Source organism: Brachyspira alvinipulli ATCC 51933, assembly GCF_000518245.1.
GTDB lineage: Bacteria > Spirochaetota > Brachyspiria > Brachyspirales > Brachyspiraceae > Brachyspira > Brachyspira alvinipulli.
In genome coordinates this window covers 173857-191467 of sequence record NZ_KI912406.1, presented here as the reverse complement: position 1 = coordinate 191467, position 17611 = coordinate 173857, and the positions used below count along the sequence as shown (strand labels likewise).

Here is a 17611-nt window from a genome sequence, read left to right as displayed (position 1 = left end):
GTTTTTACATTATCTCTTTTATTACTCTATAAAAATTACCGTATTCAATTTTCATTATTTCATCATTATTAAAGCCTGAATTTTTAAGCAGGTTTATAATATCATAGGATTTAGAAGCATTTTCTAAACCTTTTACATAAGGAGTCTCATCATCTTCAAAATATTCATTATAATCAAAACCAAGCCCTATATGATCAACTCCTATTTTATCTGCTATATATTTAATATGGTCTATTCCTCTGTAAATAGTATGCTTATCTGAATTTTCATCTATAAACCATTTGTATGAGTTAAATCCAACAACACCATTAACATCACGAACAGCTTTTAACTGCTCATCTGTAAGGTTTCTAGGACTATTGCATAATACTCTGCTGTTGGAATGAGAAGCTATTATAGGGTGTGAAATTATATCAATAACATCCCAAAAAGATTTATCATTTAAATGGGATACATCAACTATCATACCCATTTCCTGCATTTTTTTCACAACTTTCTTACCTAATGATGTTAATCCTTTATTAGAATCCCCTCTCACTCCTGATGCCAATTTATTTTCTTCATTCCATGTTAAACTAGCATGCCTTGCCCCATATTCATAATACTCGTCTATCAAATCAATATTATCATCTATAGATATAAGTCCTTCAAAACCTATAAATACATATATTTTATTTTCTTTTTGTGCTTTAAGCATTTCATCATAGCTTCTTACTATGGATATTATATCATTTATATATTCAAGTTCATTCGATATTGAATTTTGTATTTCTCTTACCCTATTTAATGCTCTTGAATAATTTTCAGGTTCTACCCATATAACAAATATAGAACCTCCTATATGACCTTTTACTAAATTATCATAATGATATTTCTTTATGATATTATTTTCACCTCTTAATGTTTTAACTGTAACATCCGTCCAAATATCAGAATGAGCATCAAATATCATCTGTTTCCTCTTTTTCTTCTATTTCTTTATTATTTTTTTTATTTATCGATTTTTTAAAAAACACAATTTTTGTTACTGCTATATAAACAATTAAACATGATAAAACCTTATCCAATATATTAGCTAATATTCTAGCTATAAATGAGGCTTTACTTAAATCTATACCTTTATCAACTAAAGAACTTATAAAACTGTCTATTGTTCCACCGGTAAATCCATTAGATAACATTACAGATATTGGAGTTCCTATTAATGGAGCAATAATTCCTATAATGATACCCGTTATTATAGCATATATAAAATTAAACCCGAATTTATATGCCACAAAACCTACTATTAATCCTATTACAGCATTTATTATAGCAAAATATAAATGAGAATAACTTAATGAAAATGATAAAATCACATTAGTTAAAATTCCAACTATTGCTCCATATACTGGGACCAAGAATAACAGCAGACAATACCGTACCTATAGAATCCATAAACAAAAAAGGTATTTTTAAAATTAGTACCATATAAGTAAAATCAAAATTTAATGCTAAACTTATAAAAACAATTAGTGCATTATATTTTAATCTATTATTCATAAACATACCGAAAACATATATAATATAAAAAATATATAAAAATAAAAAAAAAATTCAATACAGAATTTTTTTATAAAACAAAAAATTTTCTAACTATTTTTCATTTATCCTAAAAAAATATACTTTTTTTACAGCTATAGAAACTAATATGCATGATAACAGTTTATCTAATATAGCAGTAGATAATGTTATAATAGAAGTAGATATTATTAGACTTTTACCACTATTAAGTAAATCTTGAATAAATACATCTATGGTTCCAGAAGTAGTACCATTAGTTAATAATATAGAAATAGGTATAGATATAAGTCCGCTTATAATACCAATTATAATACCAGATATTAAAGCTATCTTAATATTAAAACTATATTTTTTTGCTATAAATCCAGCAGAAAGCCCTATAATAGCGTTTACAATTGAAAAGTGTATATTTAAATAATCTATTGAAAAAGAAAATATTATATTAGTAAATATACCAACCACAGCACCGGCAATAGGACCTATTATAACTGCTGTTAATATAGTTCCTATAGAATCCATAAATAAAAATGGTATCTTTAATATAAGAACTATATATGTAAAAACAATATTTACTATAATTCCTAAAACAAAAATTATAATGTCATATTTCATTTTTTCATTAAAAACATTTTTAATTATAGTACAATACCCAATAATAGAATTTTTATAAACTTTCTTTCTATAGAATATTGCAACAATCAAACATGAAAGTATCTTATCAAGTAAAGTGCTTAATAAAGTACCTAGTACAATAGCTGTCTCTAAATTCATACCTTTAGTCATTAAATATTGAATTGTAAAATCTAAAGTTTTCGCTATATCGCCTTCAGATAATATTATTAATATAGGTATAGATATTGCAGATGATATAATGGCAAGAACTACTCCTAAAAATACAGCCATTCTTATTCCAAAACCATATTTATTAACTGTAAAACCAACTACCAAACCTATTATAACATTTACAACAGTAAAGTGTATATTTGGCATAATCCATAAATAAAGATAATATAACATTAGTAAAAAGACCTACTAAAGAACCGTATATAGGACCTAAAACAACAGCACTTAATATAGTACCTACACTATCCATAAAAATAAAACATATTTTTAATGATGTAGCTATGTAAGATAATACAAAATTTAATATTATACTTACAATGACTATTAACAGTTTTTTATATATTCCTGACTTAATCATAATTTTACCAATTTAAGATTATTATACATAATAACTTAATATAAAAAAAATGCAAATAAAAAAGCCCTAATAAAAATTTATTAGGGCTTAATATTACTTATTTATATTAACTTTATTACTTAGCTGTAAAAGCAACCATAGTCATCCAAGATAATGGCTTGTTGTAGTGAGGTAGGAAGAAGAAGTCAGATAAAGCAAATTCTTGAACTGTCATACCTCTTTGAATAGCAAGAGAGAATGCGTGAATAGCTTCAGCATGATTATTTTTAGAAGCAATTTGAGCACCTAACAAACGTCCAGTACCTTCTTCATAAACAATTTTCACTAATACATCTTCATGAGTAGGCATAAATTCTGGTCTTTCAGCATCTTTAAAGAAGTTAGATTTTACTTTTAATCCTTTTTTCTTAGCAGTATCTTCAGACCATCCAGTAGAAGCCATATTGTATCCAAATACACAAATAGCGTTAGAACCTTGTGTACCACAGTATTCTACTTTATTTCCAACTATATTGTTAGCAGCAACTATACCCATTCTTACAGCGTTAGTAGCTAAAGCAATGTATTCTTGTTTTTCAGAAGCTCTTGAATATACAGTAGAACAGTCACCTATAGCATAAACATTTTCATCTTTAGAAGTTTTCATTGTAGTATCTACAACAATAGCACCATTAGGAAGAGTTTCTAAATAATCTTTATAAAGTTCACTATTAGGTCTGAAACCAACTGACATAACAACCATATCTACATCATAAGAACCTTTATCAGTAACAACTTTCTTAACTCTGTCATCACCTTCAAATTTCTTAACTGTTTCACCTAAATGCATTTCTATGCCAGCTTCTTTAATTCTTTTTTCAGCTTCATCTGTTATTTCTTTATCGAAATAGTTAGCCATAACTCTAGGCATAGATTCCATTAAGATAACTTCTTTTCCATGATTTTTGAATGCTTCAATAAGTTCAACACCTATATAACCAGCACCAACTACCATAACTCTTTTTACATCTGGTTTAGCTATTTCATCAATAATTTCCTGACCTTGTTGATATAATTTAGAGAAGAAAATACCTTTTTTAAGTCCATAAGTAGTTCCTTCTTGCATCAAACCTTCAATAGGAGGAGTTACAGGCCATGAACCAGTAGCAAGAATAAGCTTATCGTAATTATCATCGAATTCTTTTCCTGTTTTTAACTCTTTAATATGTAATTTTTTATTAGCCCAGTCTATTTTCATTACTTCATGTCCCATATGAACATCGATACCTTCGCTTTTTAAACTTTCAGGACTAGCATAGAATAAACCTTTAGGATCTTTTACAACACCACCAACCCAAAGTGCTATACCACATGCTAAGAAAGATATATTATCATTTCTATCATAAGTTACTACTTCACATTTTTTAGAAGCTGCCAATGTTTTTGCTGCCCATGTACCAGCATGGTTACAACCTATTACTATAACTTTCATAATATTTAACCCCTTTTTTTAAATTAATATATATTTTAGTTTTATTATAGTACAAAAAATATACTTAGTCAAGGTATATTATGTAATTAATGACGATTTCACATATTTACATATATCTTTATATAATGATTTAACCAATTCTTATATATTAAATATTATATAAATAATACATACAAACATAATTATAAACTATAAATTCACTTATTATAAAAACATTATCAAAATATTATTGTACTATATATACATAATCTTAAATATAATTATTATTAGAAGAATGTAAAATACCATATTATAAAATAGAAAAAATCATTCACAAAAATTTATAACATCATTGATATTTATACTTTTTATGCTATAGTTTCTAAATAAAAAAAATTTATTTATTAGGTTTAACTTATGGTAAAATTTAACGAATATTTTCTAATGGAAGAAAAAGATGTTCTTGCTTATGTAAAAAATAAACTAAAATATTTTGATCCTAATGATAAAATAACCTGTCAAGAAATAGGGGACGGAAATATAAATTATGTTTATAGAATAAGCAATGGCAGTAATTCTATTATATTAAAACAGGCTGGTGTTCATACAAGAAGCAACTCATCTGGAAGAGTACTTGATACTAATAGAAATACAAGAGAAGCAGAAATTTTATCATATTATGGTTCTTTGCTTCCTGATGCTGCTCCTAAAATTTTTCATATAGATGACACAATGAAGCTATTTGTAATGGAAGATTTAAAAGGATATCTTGTATTAAGAGATGCTCTAATGCATGGACATATATATCATCATCTATCAGAACAAATATCAGAATTTATAGTAGAAACTACCCTATCATCAGCAGATTTTTTCGTTGATACTTTTTATAAAAAAGACAATGTTGCTAAATATATAAATAAAGAACTATGCAAAATAAGCGAAGAACTTGTATTTAGAGAACCTTTTTTTAATATACTTAATGAAAATGTATTTTCAAGTTCTTTGTCTCAATTTGTTAATGATAATTTATATAATAATAAGATACTTCAATCAGAAGCAGCAAAACTTAAATACGAATTTATGAATAGCACCCAGGCATTAATACATGGAGATTTACATACAGGGTCTATATTTGTAAATGATGATTATATAAAGGTTATGGACTGTGAATTTGCATTTTACGGTCCTATAGGGTACGATTTAGGAAATATTATAGCTAATTTTATTTTTGCCTATGTTTATCATATAAATGTTACCAATGATAAAAATTATACTTCATTTTTATTCCGTGTTATAAATGATATTATTAAACTATTTAAAAATAAGTTTATAACAAAAACTATACATGACTCAATAGATGTATCAATAAAAAATGACTATTTTATAGAATACTATTTATTAGAAGTATTAAAAACATCTTTTGGTATTTGCGGACTTGAAATATTAAGAAGAACTACTGGATGTGCCAGGGTTAAAGAAATAGAATCAGTTGATGATGAAGAATTAAGAAGAAATATTGAATATATGCTTCTTAACATAGGTATAGAATGTATAATGTATAGAGATAGAATTTCTGAAGAAGAAAATTTTATGGAAGTTATAGATAAAGTTATATCAAAAGTAAATTTTAATAATATTTGATATATTATTTTTTAACTATTAGGAGTTTTTTATGTCTTCGATAAATAGAATAGATAAAGAATTAGCTTTTATGCTTCAATTTGAAAATGTTGCTTGGTATGATGAAGGATGTGTAAAAATATTAGACAGAAGAGTATATCCTAATAAAGTTAATTTTGTAGAATGCAAAACTCATAGGGAGGTATCAAAAGCAATAGCAGATATGGTAACTCAAAGTGCAGGACCTTATTTAGCTGTTGCTATGGGAATGGCACTTGCTGGTTATGAATCTAAACATTTAGAAGGAAATGACAGAATAGAATTTCTAAAGCATGCCTGCAATACTTTAGCTAATTCAAGACCTACCACAAGCGGAAGAATGATGTTAATAACTAAATCATGTTTAGAGGCTGGAACAGAAGCTATAAATACTGGAAAAGACCCTATAGAGGCTATGTTTAATAGAGGCATAGAGCTTTCTACAAAAAGATATTCAAAAATAAAAACAATAGCTGAAAATTTAGTATCAATGTTTCCTAATAAAGGAACTGTACTTACTCAATGTTTCGGAGAATCTATAGTTGGATTTATGATACAGGAATTTCAAAAAAAGAATAAAGATATAAAAGTTGTATGTGCAGAAACAAGACCATATTTTCAAGGAGCAAGACTTACAGCAACAGTTGCTTATGATCAAGGAGCTGATGTTACTGTTATAACTGATAATATGGTAGCATATACTATGCAAGAAAAAAAAATAGATGTATTTACTTCTGCTGCTGATTTAATATGTTTGAACGGGGCTGTAGTTAATAAAATAGGTACTTTTCAAATAGCAATAGTAGCAAAATATTTAGGAATACCTTACTTTGTAACTGGTGCTCCTGATAAAGGCTATAATGGAATTAATGATGTACATTTTGAATTCAGAGATGAAAAACTTGTAACTGAGGCTATGGGGGTAAAAACTTCTAAAGAAGGTGTTAAAGGCTTTTATCCTGCATTTGATTATACACCTCCTCATTTAGTTAGTGCTGTTGTAACAGATTTAGGTATTTATTCACCTTATGATGTATTCAAATATTATATTGGAAATGATGAAGGTGAATATTAATTAAATGGATTTTTTATATTTTCTTTTTTTATCTCTATTAAAAATTGAATAAATAAATCAAATAATATAGGGTCGATTTGAACTTCATTTTCTATATAATTTACATACATTAAATCTATAGCATCTTTTATGCTCAAACCTTTTCTGCTATAATTTTTTTGAGGAATAACTATTGTATCAAACAAATCAACTATTTCTAACACTTTGGCAGGAAAGAATGATAAACTATCCAATGAATAAATATCTTCCGAATAATAAGATACAAGCCAAGCTGGAGATAATGTCTTATTCTCTTTAAGGTATGTAGATATTATATTTGATAAAATACTGTATCCATATCCATAATACTCATGATGCATTCCAACTATTAAAGAAATATCATTATTATAATTTCTAAAATATCTTAAAAACTGGTAGCCTTTAATTGCATGAGAAGTAGAACTTTTACTGTAATCTTTACTTTTTTTAACATTCAAATAATCGAGTTCTTTTACTTTCACTACATCATGCCAAAATGCTCCGGCTGCAAAATTAGCAATTTTTTCTATAGATAATTTTTTAAGTCCATTTTTAAAAATATCATCAAAAGTTATTATTTTTTTATCTATATTATAATTTTCAAATACTCTTTTATAATAATTATGATATTTAGTATTAAAATTAATAATAGATTTAAGAGAAAGTTGTTTTGATACTTCATCATTATAGTACAATAAAAATTCTATAAAGGTTATAAAAACTCTGTTTCCATGTCCTATAACATTTCTGCATTTAAAATTATCAATTTTATAAAACAAATCTATATCAGGGTATATTTTATTTATTAATTTAGTAACAGCAAGTATTAAATTATTTGATATATACTGAGTATCATAATATTCTACATTATCAAAATCAGACTGATTTATTGTATCTTTCATAGCATTTAATAGATGAATTAAATTTATTCTTTCTATAAAGGCTAATTCGCTAATTATATCAAGTATATATCGTATCGAATTTTCATCAATTCCATCATTTAGATATTGATCTAGTATATCAATATAATTATTAAGAGAAATAAATCTCTCTTTAGGTGTTTCTTTAAGTATAACTTCTAATATATCATATTCAAATTTTTTAGTTTCTTCAGAATCAGGTCTACAATCTCTATAAACTTTAAAAAATTGATTTATATCTTTTAAATTATGATAATCTCTCTCTTCTTTCTTTAATCTATTTAAAAAAATATCTATAACTTCTTTTGAGGATTTTTCTATGTAAAAATTAGTAAATATATCGCTATTAATGCAATTTCTATCAAATAAAATATCTAATTTATGATTTGGTATTAATAAACTTACATTATCATCATTAGTGCATAATATACCATTGGTATGCATTTTAATAATATTCAAATTAGTTTTAACTATATTCAAATCTATTGGAATATAGTTATTAATATCAACTGTCATAATTTACCTTAAGCTTATAATATTTTATGATAAACTATTTTTATTTTTTATCAATATTTTTTTTAAAAATTTACATAAAATATTATTATAACACTTGACATATTTTCTTGATATAGTATAATACGGAACTCATAGATTTAAATAATTAAATTTTATGACTAACTGGGGTGTCGTCAAGCGGTAAGACAATTGGTTTTGGTCCAATTATTCGAGGGTTCGAATCCTTCCACCCCAACTTTTCTAAATGGTTAATTAAATGGGCATAGCAGACGAAATATTAATATTAAGCGGTACAGCAAATCCTCAATTGTCTGAAGATGTTGTTAATAACTTAGGTCTTAAGCTAGGTAACATGGAAATAAGAAAATTTGCAGATGGTGAAACATTTGTTCAAATTGAAGAAACTGTTAGAAACAAAGATACTTATGTAATACAGCCTACAGGAAGACCTTCAAGCAGTGAAAGCTGGATGGAATTATATTGTATAATAGATGCTCTAAAAAGAGCAAGTGCTAAACGTATTACAGCAGTTATACCATATTACGGGTACTCAAGACAAGACAGAAAAAATGAACCTAGAGTTCCTATAACAGCTAAGTTGGTTGCTAATTTATTATCAGAATCTGGTGCTCATAGAGTTTTAGCTCTTGATTTGCATGCTGCTCAAATTCAAGGTTTTTTTGATATACCTGTTGATCACATGCTCTCTAAAAATGTGTTTTTGGATAAAATAAAAAGAGATTTAGATATGTCTAATTCTATAATCGTATCACCTGATATAGGCGGTGTAGGAAGAGCAAGAGCAATAGCTAAACAATTAAATTTAGATATCGCTATTATAGATAAAAGAAGAGATAGAGCTAATGAATGCGAGGTAATGAATATAATAGGCGATGTTAATGGTAAAGATGCTATTATTATAGATGATATAATAGATACAGGCGGTACTCTTATAAAAAGTATTCAGGCATTAAAAAATGCCGGTATGAGAAAAATATATGTTTTCATTACTCATGCTGTATGCTCAGGTGATGTTTATGAGAGAATTAATGCCAGTGAAATAGAAAAACTCTATATAACAGATAGTTTAAAAGTTATGAAAGATAGATTGGGCAGCAAAATAGAAGTTCTTTCTGTAGCTCCTGTTATTGCTAATGCCATTAGACATATACACATGGAACTTTCAATAAGTGTGCTATTTGATAAGTAAAATAAAAGGAAATAAATATGAGTGAGAATTATACTATTAAAGCTTTACAAAGAGATACAAAATTTAAAAGTGTTGGACGCAAATTAAGAAATGAAGGCTATGCTTTAGCAACTCTTTATGGAAGAGAAAATCAGTATTCTATTGCTGTAGAATTAAAAGAGTTTACAAAAGTTTTTTCATTAGCTGGTCAGCATGATATCATAACTTTAGATATACAAAATGATAAAGCTAGAGAAGTTTTAGTAAAAGATTATCAAATAGATGGTATAAAAAGAAGTATTAGACATATAGATTTCTATGAAATAGACAGAAATAAAAAAATCAAAACTTATGTTCCTATTCACATTGAAGGTACTCCTGAAGGTGTACGCTTAGGCGGAGGTACTCTTGAACAAGTTGAATATGGTCTATCAGTAAAAGCTTTCCCTGGTTCTATACCTAGAGAATTAATCGTTGATGTTAGCGAATTAAAAGTAGGTGATAGTTTGCATATTAGCGATATAAAATTCCCAGAAGGTGTTGATCCTGTAGGTGATGCTTCTAAAGCTATAGTTACAGTTGTTACTACTCAAGATGATGATGCTAATAAAGGGGCAGAATAATCTGTAGTTACTAGGATTAATACTATATATGATGAAATTAGTAATGGGACTTGGAAACCCAGGTGAACAATATAAAAATCATAGACATAATGTAGGCTATATGATATTAGATAGAGTAGCCAAAAAGCTTAATGTTGAATTAGATATCAAAAAAAAGAAAACGGTTTTTGGTAGAGCAAAGCATGGTAAAATGGAATATTTACTATTAAAACCGCAAACTTTTATGAATCTTTCAGGTGAAGCTGCTCTTTATATGGCTAGTTTTATGAAAATCACTGTTGAAAATATTATTGTTATATATGATGATATTAATATACCTATAGGGGAATTTAAAGTAATACCCGCTAAAAGTGATGAAAATGATGAAGATACTGAAAATTATGAAATAGATCATAATGGTGTAAAAAGTATAGAAGATTCATTAAAAAACGGTAACTTTACAAAAATTGGTGTTGGAATAGGTGCATGCCCTGAAAATGAGGAAAAAGCAGATTTTCTACTATCTCCATTTACTAAAGATGAAAGAAAAAAAATTAAAGATATATCTGATAATGTTGTTGATGCCGCATGTATAGCTTTATTTGAATCTCCTCAGGCTGCTAAAAAGAAATATTCATGATTACTAAATTAGTTATTGGTCTTGGCAATCCAGGCGAAGAATATAAAAATAACAGGCATAATATCGGATTTATTATGCTTGATAAAATAGCACAAAATCTTTCAGTTAATTTTGATAATAATAAAAAGAAATCTTTATATGGAAGAGCCAAAAAAAATGATATAGAATATATATTACTTAAGCCTCTCACATATATGAACCTTTCTGGAGAATCTGCATCTTATATAACAAAATTCTTCAATATAAACGTAGAAGATATAATAGTTATATATGATGATATGGATATACCTTTTGGTACTTTTAAAATAAAAAAAGGCGGAAGCTCAGGTGGACATAATGGAATTAAAAGTCTTATCGCTCATTTAAAAAGTGATGACTTTACAAGAATTAGAATCGGTATAGGAAGACCAAGTGCAGGAAAACAAGTAAATGATTATGTATTATCATCTTTTAATAAATCTGAAAGAGAACAATTAGATAATGATATTGCAATAGATATAATTGAAGCAGTAAAAACAGCTTTATTTGAATCTCCTATAATAGCACAAAATAAATACAATAAAAGACTCAATAATAAAAAAGATGATAAAAAATCAAAGGAAAATAAAAAAATGATCAAAATAATAGCTAAAAATCCTGTTAAACAAGAAAATAAATCAAAATTCATAGAAACAGCTAAAGAACTTATAGAAAAAAGTAGAAAAGAAGAAGGATGTATATCTTATAGTTTATACGAGAGTACAGATGGTAAATATCTTACTTTTATAGAAGAATGGAAAGATGAAAAAGCAATAGAATCCCATAATAATTCTCAGCATTTCAAATCAATTGTACCAAAACTAGGAGAAATGCTTGATGGTGAAATGGATGTTGTATTATATAAAGAAATAAAATAAATCATTAAAAAAGCAAGTAACTATTAATTTAGTTTCTTGCTTTTATTTTTTACTGTATAATTATTTATTATTTTTTGTTATTCATTATTTTTTGTGGCATTAGCTTCAGGTATTTCATTATTTTTTAACTTCTCTATAAAGCTTCTCAAATCATTTTTAGATGTTGAAGAATTAGGTACTTTTCCTCTTTCTATTATTCTCTTAGTACCAAGACTTACTATTGTTTGAATATCCAAAATGAAACTTACAGTACCATCACCCAAAACTGTAGCACCTGCTAAACCTTCACTTTTTGTGATACTATCTTTTAATGTTTTAATAACTATATCCTGCTCACCTATTAAGTTATTAACAAGTAAAGCAACTTTTTTACCCTCAGAAGAAAGTATAACAGCATAATATGATTTTATATTATCGTATCTTGAAGGAAGTCTGAATAATTCTTTAATACTTAACACGTTAATAACATCATCTCTTACTTTTATTACCTCTATACCTTCTAATTCCTGAATATCTTTAACATCTATTTTTACGGTTTCCAATATACTATTAATAGGAACTGCATAATATTCTTTCTCAGCATCAACGATAAGAGCTTGAATAATCGCAACTGTAAGAGGTATTCTAAGGAAAAATGTAGAACCCTTACCCCACTCTGTCTCTATACCAACTGTACCATTGATTTTTTCCAAACTTTTCTTAACAACATCCATACCAACACCTCTTCCTGATACATTGGTAATTTTAGCTGCAGTAGAAAAACCAGGAGCAAATATATATTCAAGCATTTGTTTTTCTGATAATTTAGCATCAGCAGATACAAGACCTTTTTTAACAGCACTTTCAAATATTTTCTGAGGTATCATTCCTTTACCGTCATCAGATATTTTAATTATGATTAAGTTACCTTCATGCGAAGCACTTAAAACAACTGTACCCATTCTAGGTTTTCCTGCTTTTTCTCTATCTTCAGGATGTTCTATACCATGGTCCATAGCATTTCTTATAATATGAACTAATGGGTCTACTAATACTTCGATAACAGATTTATCTAATTCTGTTTCCTCTCCGTACATTTCTAATTTAACTTCTTTGCCTAAATCTCTTGATAAATCCCTAATTAAACGCGGAAATCTGTTGAATGTTTGTGCTATAGGAAGCATTCTTATTTTCATTACAGTTTCCTGAAGCTCATTAGTTACCCTTGTAAGAAGCTGATATGAATTTCTAAATTTATCTAAAGTGGTTTTAAACTCTTCTTCCATTTTTACTAATTCTGCAAGTTTATCATTAAAACCATCTAAATATATATTTCTAATTTCTTTGATTTCTTTCTTCTGCATGTATTCTTCAAATTTTCTTAGTATTTGAACAATACTGTCTCTATAATATCTTTTTACCTCATTTATACCATTACCTATTATTTTATTATATGAAGTAAAGTCATCATCATATTGAACATAAGAACTTTTATTTGTTACAAGCTCACCCACCTGGTTCATCATAGCATCAATTCTATCGCTTTCAACCCTAAGAAATGAACTTTGTCTTTCGGTTTTATGGTCTTTTCCTCCTTTAGTAGCATCAGGTTTCTTAGCAGCATTGGCAGGAGAAGCAGCTTCTTTTTCTTTTTGGGCATCTTCTTTTTGTTTTTTATCTTGAAGGAATTTTTCATATTCTTCAAGTATTATTTCTTCTATTGATATTTCTTTAGTAACATCAGGCAAAGTGATAGCATCTATTATAGTTTGATCTTCTTTAACAGCAGCAAGTATATATGTAACATGCTCATAGAACTCATCACCTTCCAAAGTTTCAAGCGGAGGAATACTACCCATTATTTCCCCTACATCTTTAAGGGCTACAAATACTTGAACCCCTCCAACTGTTCTCATAGGGCTTTCCGGGTCAAAACTTACATGTACTAATTTAGTTTTTACATTTTCTTCTACATTATCTCTGATTATACCAAGCAAATCACTATCATTTGGAAGAAGCTCATATTTATTTACCTTCTTTTCAGTTTCAGGAGCTGTTGAAGAAGATGCATTTGAATCTGATGCAGGAGTATCTCCTCCTGAAGACGGAGCAGGTCCTGCCCCTAATTTAGCATTTTTAAAATCTTCTAGTTTTTTTATTTCTGCTTCTATATCTCCAGAATATTCACTTTCTTCGCTTGCTGTATTAATCAAATCTTTTAATATATCTATACCTTTTAAAAGAACATCTATAGTAGCATCATCTACTTCAATTTTATTGTTTCTTATTAAATCAAGCAAATCTTCAAATCTATGAGCATATTTTTGTGTTTCAACTAATTCTACAGCACCTGCACTTCCTTTTAAAGTATGAACTGCTCTAAATATTTCCTGTATTGCATCAACATTGTTTCTTTCATTATCTAAAATAAGTATATTTTGCTCAAGTCTGTCAAGCATTTCGAATGCTTCTTCAAAGAAATCTTTGAGCAGGCTTTTTATATAATCATCCATCTAAACGCCCCATAAAAATCGAAAATCTTACTATATATTATCGGAAAAACCTAAAAATGTCTATAGTAAATAATATTTTACTTGAAAATATAATAATTTATTATATGATAAAAATAATTAAATGTCTATATATTTATTTTAAAGGAGTAAAAAATGAAAATATGTATAATAGGTACTGGTTATGTAGGACTTATTACAGGTGCCTGCCTAGCAGAAATGGGTAATTATGTTACATGTGTAGACAATGATGAAGAAAAACTAAAAAAATTAAAAAATGGTATTACTCCTCTTTATGAACCTGGATTAGAAGAACTTATTGTTTCCAATGTTTCTGAAGGAAGATTAGAGTTTACAAATGATTTAGCTTATGCTGTACAAAAATCTATTGCTTGTTTTATAGCTGTAGGAACACCTTCTGGAGATGATGGAAGCTGCGATTTAAGTTTTGTACTTGCAGTAGCTAATGATATAGGAAAAGCTATGAATGGATATAAAGTAATAGTTGATAAATCTACTGTACCTGTAGGAACGCATAAATTAGTTGAAGATGAAATAAAGAAAAGTTATAAAGGTGAATTTGACGTTGTGTCCAATCCAGAATTTTTAAAACAAGGTGCTGCTGTTGATGACTTTTTAAAGCCAGACAGAGTTGTTATAGGTTCCAATAGTGAAAAAGCAATAGATATAATGAGAGACATTTATAATCCTTTTACAAGAACAGGAAATCCTATCATTATAATGGATGTACGTTCTGCTGAAATGACCAAATATGCAGCAAATGCATTTTTAGCAACAAAAATATCATTTGCTAATGAAATAGCTAATATATGCGAAAAAGTTGGAGCAAATGCTGATTTAGTAAGAATTGGTATGTCAAGCGATAAAAGAATAGGAAATCAATTCTTATTTCATGGATTAGGATACGGCGGAAGCTGTTTTCCTAAAGATGTGCAGGCATTAATAAAAACAGCTTCTGATTATGGAATTAATTCAGATTTACTTAAAGCTACTCATCAAGTTAATATCAATCAAAGAAAAATATTTGTAAATAAAATATTGAAACATTATAATAATGATATAAAAGGAAAAGTTTTCGCTTTATGGGGCTTAGCATTTAAACCTAGAACTAATGATATGAGAGAGGCTCCTGCTATAACAATTATTAATATGCTATTAGATTCCGGAGCAAGTATAAGAGCCTATGATCCTAAAGCCTTTGACAGTGCTAAAGCTATATTTGGAGATAAAATATATTATGCTGAAAATGCTTATGATGCTCTATCAAATGCAGATGCTTTAATTTTAGTTACAGAGTGGAATGAATTTAGAAGACCTAGTTTTGACAAAATAAAAGAATTATTAAAAGAGCCTATAATATTTGACGGCAGAAATCAATATGATAAAACTAGAATGAATGAAAGAGGCATAAAATATATTTCTTTAGGTGTTGCAGAAGATTAAATAAAATAATTTTATGAATAAATATAAAAATGTATTATTAAATAGACTTCACAGAACTATTACTGAAAAAAATAAAATAGAAAATAACCATATAAGATTTCTAAGTTATGATATTATTGTAGAACCCGAAATAGTACAGCTTGAAAGAAAAAACAATGTATTATGTTCTGTATACTTTTATGTTAAAGCTCCCCTATTTGATAATATATTTTTTGAATCATCTTCAAGCATAGCAGCAGATGAATACAAAGCTATAATGATAGCTTCTGATAATTTTGTATATTGTCCTTTACAGGGTATTTTAGATTTTTTGAACGGCATTTATCATCATGAAATAGAAACATATATTCTTGATAAAAAGAAAAGTTTTACAGTATGCGAAAGTCCTATGATTGGACTTGGAAATATAGATAATAAAGAAGATGCTTATGAGGACTATGTCGGATTTGATGGAGAAAATGGATACTCAAGTTTTTTATGGAATGCTATACATAAAGATGTGCCTTTTATACTTAGAAATGATAGAGTTAATTTTATAAAAACTTATGGGGCTAAAATGCCTAATGGTGATGTTATTGTAGAATGCACTATAAATAATATCAATAATAAAACATTAGAAAATTGCATTAAAGATGAAATGATAAAATGGGATAGTAATGGAGAATTTTTTTCAATAAAACAATTTTTCTTCATACTTCAATCTGATACAACTTACAAAAAATATCCATACTCTAAAGAAGAAATAGAATATTTTGTTATAGAGTATGTGTTGGAATTTGAAAACTCTAATGGAGATTATGAAAAATTTATAAATAGTATAGAGAGTATAATTCCGGACAGTAATATAAGAGAAGAAATCATAAACTTTATACCTGAAATATGTGCAGAAAATGCCTTCAAAGATGTTATTTTTGATGAAAGAGTTAATGTAAATATGAATTCAAACAGCTACAAAATATTAAAATCCCAGTTTACAAGCTATAAATATATAGAAGATGCATTAATAGATGGATTTTCCAATAATATTTTCAAAAAAGAAACATTTAATGAGTTAGTCCATCTAAGCAATTCCTACAATATAATATATGAAACCATGCAAAATAAGCCAAATATTCGTATGAATGAAATATATATATACAATACATTTAATTTCACATCCGATTATAAGTTTATATAATTTATTCATAAGATAAATTTGAAAAATATAAACCTATTTGTACTCCCAAATCTACAGATGAGAACTGAATAGATGTTTTTTTATATTTCATTACAGGAAAATCGTAATTAACATAAAAACTTAAACTAATTCCGCTAAAACTAACAAACGTTTTCATACCTACAAGAAATTTTATATAAGGTATTACTATAGTGTCAAATCTGCTTTTAAGTCTGCTGTAATTTAAAACTTCTATTATATAATCATACCTATAGCTTCCTCCAAGAGGAACTTTTACACCTCCCCCTAAACCGACCATAAACATACGGGCAAACATAGTTTCAAAATATCCGCCAATATTTAAACTATCAAAAACATGGGTATATTTCTGCCCATCTATATTATCTATAAATCCATAACTATCTCTTTGATAACCTAAATCCATACCTAAACCTAATATAACATTTCTTTCTAAAATAAAATTATATGTAGGCTGCAGTAAAAAACCTATTTCAAAAGCTGATTGTGATTTATAAATGTTCTTCTGATTACCTATATAATATGAAGGCAAACTTCCACCTAAAGGAAGTATATACCCTAAACTAAAAAAACCTAATTGAGAAAATGCATTTGATGATATTGTTATAATTAATACAAATAAAAAAATAACTTTTTTCATATCTAATCCATATTTTTATATTTGTATGAATTATAGATATAAATACATTTAATTCAAATTATATATTAACATATCCCCCAGTATATATATCAAT

The 17611-nt window shown here is 27.3% G+C and carries 17 protein-coding genes and 1 tRNA gene; 9 read left to right on the top strand and 9 right to left on the bottom strand.

The window, feature by feature from the left end; translation table 11 throughout:
• Positions 1 to 4: 4 nt before the first annotated feature.
• From T324_RS0114040 to T324_RS0114020, 6 genes are all read right to left on the bottom strand, one after another.
• Complete coding sequence (locus T324_RS0114040; RefSeq protein WP_028330837.1) at positions 5 to 952, bottom strand: dipeptidase; 948 nt, start codon at positions 950 to 952, stop codon at positions 5 to 7.
• A complete protein-coding gene (locus tag T324_RS17460; RefSeq protein ID WP_245580734.1) occupies positions 942 to 1358 on the bottom strand; it encodes a hypothetical protein in 417 nt (138 codons plus the stop codon). Before T324_RS17460 ends, T324_RS0114040 begins: the two co-directional genes overlap by 11 nt.
• A gap of 1 nt (position 1359) precedes the next feature.
• Positions 1360 to 1542 carry a hypothetical protein gene (locus T324_RS18630; protein WP_245580733.1) on the bottom strand — a complete coding sequence of 61 codons (183 nt, stop codon included), beginning with the start codon at positions 1540 to 1542 and terminating at the stop codon, positions 1360 to 1362.
• 93 nt (positions 1543 to 1635) lie between these two features.
• On the bottom strand, positions 1636 to 2553 hold the full coding sequence (locus T324_RS18900; protein ID WP_342664459.1) for a hypothetical protein: 918 nt from the start codon (positions 2551 to 2553) through the stop codon (positions 1636 to 1638).
• Positions 2489 to 2764, bottom strand: a complete 276-nt coding sequence (locus tag T324_RS17790) for a hypothetical protein (RefSeq protein WP_051436859.1) — start codon at positions 2762 to 2764, stop codon at positions 2489 to 2491. Before T324_RS17790 ends, T324_RS18900 begins: the two co-directional genes overlap by 65 nt.
• Positions 2765 to 2879: 115 nt before the next feature.
• Positions 2880 to 4235, bottom strand: coding sequence for an FAD-dependent oxidoreductase (locus tag T324_RS0114020; RefSeq protein WP_028330836.1), 1356 nt, complete (start codon positions 4233 to 4235; stop codon positions 2880 to 2882).
• Positions 4236 to 4631: 396 nt separating this feature from the next.
• Here T324_RS0114020 and mtnK point away from each other — a divergent pair, with 396 nt between their 5' ends.
• Positions 4632 to 5855, top strand: coding sequence for an S-methyl-5-thioribose kinase (gene mtnK, locus T324_RS0114015; RefSeq protein ID WP_028330835.1), 1224 nt, complete (start codon positions 4632 to 4634; stop codon positions 5853 to 5855).
• 31 nt (positions 5856 to 5886) lie between these two features.
• Positions 5887 to 6948 carry an S-methyl-5-thioribose-1-phosphate isomerase gene (locus tag T324_RS0114010; protein WP_038375310.1) on the top strand — a complete coding sequence of 354 codons (1062 nt, stop codon included), beginning with the start codon at positions 5887 to 5889 and terminating at the stop codon, positions 6946 to 6948.
• Here T324_RS0114010 and T324_RS0114005 read toward each other — a convergent pair.
• Entirely contained in the window at positions 6945 to 8402 is a 1458-nt protein-coding gene (locus T324_RS0114005; RefSeq protein ID WP_028330833.1) for an HD-GYP domain-containing protein, read from the bottom strand. The genes T324_RS0114010 and T324_RS0114005 overlap by 4 nt on opposite strands.
• A gap of 163 nt (positions 8403 to 8565) precedes the next feature.
• On the opposite strand from T324_RS0114005, the gene T324_RS0114000 reads away from it, so the two are divergent.
• The 5 genes from T324_RS0114000 to pth (T324_RS17950) all read left to right on the top strand — a co-directional run bounded on the left by T324_RS0114000 (position 8566) and on the right by pth (T324_RS17950) (position 11729).
• Positions 8566 to 8637: transfer RNA gene (locus T324_RS0114000), tRNA-Gln, on the top strand.
• A 21-nt stretch (positions 8638 to 8658) separates the two neighbouring features.
• Positions 8659 to 9612 (top strand): ribose-phosphate diphosphokinase, encoded by a 954-nt coding sequence (locus T324_RS0113995; RefSeq protein WP_028330832.1) that lies wholly within the window; start codon positions 8659 to 8661, stop codon positions 9610 to 9612.
• A gap of 17 nt (positions 9613 to 9629) precedes the next feature.
• Entirely contained in the window at positions 9630 to 10214 is a 585-nt protein-coding gene (locus tag T324_RS0113990; protein WP_028330831.1) for a 50S ribosomal protein L25, read from the top strand.
• 28 nt (positions 10215 to 10242) lie between these two features.
• On the top strand, positions 10243 to 10833 hold the full coding sequence (gene pth, locus T324_RS0113985) for an aminoacyl-tRNA hydrolase (protein WP_028330830.1): 591 nt from the start codon (positions 10243 to 10245) through the stop codon (positions 10831 to 10833).
• The gene (gene pth / locus T324_RS17950) at positions 10830 to 11729 is read left to right on the top strand and encodes an aminoacyl-tRNA hydrolase (RefSeq protein WP_211232600.1); all 900 of its coding nucleotides are present in this window, start codon (positions 10830 to 10832) and stop codon (positions 11727 to 11729) included. The genes pth (T324_RS0113985) and pth (T324_RS17950) overlap by 4 nt, the downstream gene beginning before the upstream one ends.
• A 77-nt stretch (positions 11730 to 11806) precedes the next feature.
• On the opposite strand, the gene T324_RS0113975 is transcribed toward pth (T324_RS17950), so the two are convergent.
• On the bottom strand, positions 11807 to 14221 hold the full coding sequence (locus tag T324_RS0113975) for a chemotaxis protein CheA (protein WP_028330829.1): 2415 nt from the start codon (positions 14219 to 14221) through the stop codon (positions 11807 to 11809).
• A 153-nt stretch (positions 14222 to 14374) separates the two neighbouring features.
• Between T324_RS0113975 and T324_RS0113970 the strand changes: the two genes are divergently transcribed.
• Positions 14375 to 15682 carry a UDP-glucose dehydrogenase family protein gene (locus T324_RS0113970; RefSeq protein ID WP_028330828.1) on the top strand — a complete coding sequence of 436 codons (1308 nt, stop codon included), beginning with the start codon at positions 14375 to 14377 and terminating at the stop codon, positions 15680 to 15682.
• 13 nt (positions 15683 to 15695) lie between these two features.
• A complete protein-coding gene (locus T324_RS0113965) occupies positions 15696 to 16859 on the top strand; it encodes a DUF6348 family protein (protein ID WP_028330827.1) in 1164 nt (387 codons plus the stop codon).
• A 1-nt stretch (position 16860) separates the two neighbouring features.
• Here T324_RS0113965 and T324_RS0113960 read toward each other — a convergent pair whose 3' ends face one another.
• Positions 16861 to 17517, bottom strand: coding sequence for a hypothetical protein (locus T324_RS0113960; RefSeq protein ID WP_028330826.1), 657 nt, complete (start codon positions 17515 to 17517; stop codon positions 16861 to 16863).
• Positions 17518 to 17611 lie beyond the last annotated feature (94 nt).

Bases quoted from the DNA above. Each gene is read 5' to 3' on its own strand.
- T324_RS0114040 (WP_028330837.1), bottom strand. From the start codon at position 952: ATGATATTTGATGCTCATTCTGATATTTGGACGGATGTTACAGTTAAA.
- T324_RS18630 (WP_245580733.1), bottom strand. From the start codon at position 1,542: ATGAATAATAGATTAAAATATAATGCACTAATTGTTTTTATAAGTTTA.
- T324_RS18900 (WP_342664459.1), bottom strand. From the start codon at position 2,553: ATGCCAAATATACACTTTACTGTTGTAAATGTTATAATAGGTTTGGTA.
- T324_RS17790 (WP_051436859.1), bottom strand. From the start codon at position 2,764: ATGATTAAGTCAGGAATATATAAAAAACTGTTAATAGTCATTGTAAGT.
- T324_RS0114020 (WP_028330836.1), bottom strand. From the start codon at position 4,235: ATGAAAGTTATAGTAATAGGTTGTAACCATGCTGGTACATGGGCAGCA.
- mtnK (WP_028330835.1), top strand. From the start codon at position 4,632: ATGGTAAAATTTAACGAATATTTTCTAATGGAAGAAAAAGATGTTCTT.
- T324_RS0114010 (WP_038375310.1), top strand. From the start codon at position 5,887: ATGTCTTCGATAAATAGAATAGATAAAGAATTAGCTTTTATGCTTCAA.
- T324_RS0114005 (WP_028330833.1), bottom strand. From the start codon at position 8,402: ATGACAGTTGATATTAATAACTATATTCCAATAGATTTGAATATAGTT.
- T324_RS0113995 (WP_028330832.1), top strand. From the start codon at position 8,659: ATGGGCATAGCAGACGAAATATTAATATTAAGCGGTACAGCAAATCCT.
- T324_RS0113990 (WP_028330831.1), top strand. From the start codon at position 9,630: ATGAGTGAGAATTATACTATTAAAGCTTTACAAAGAGATACAAAATTT.
- pth (WP_028330830.1), top strand. From the start codon at position 10,243: ATGATGAAATTAGTAATGGGACTTGGAAACCCAGGTGAACAATATAAA.
- pth (WP_211232600.1), top strand. From the start codon at position 10,830: ATGATTACTAAATTAGTTATTGGTCTTGGCAATCCAGGCGAAGAATAT.
- T324_RS0113975 (WP_028330829.1), bottom strand. From the start codon at position 14,221: ATGGATGATTATATAAAAAGCCTGCTCAAAGATTTCTTTGAAGAAGCA.
- T324_RS0113970 (WP_028330828.1), top strand. From the start codon at position 14,375: ATGAAAATATGTATAATAGGTACTGGTTATGTAGGACTTATTACAGGT.
- T324_RS0113965 (WP_028330827.1), top strand. From the start codon at position 15,696: ATGAATAAATATAAAAATGTATTATTAAATAGACTTCACAGAACTATT.
- T324_RS0113960 (WP_028330826.1), bottom strand. From the start codon at position 17,517: ATGAAAAAAGTTATTTTTTTATTTGTATTAATTATAACAATATCATCA.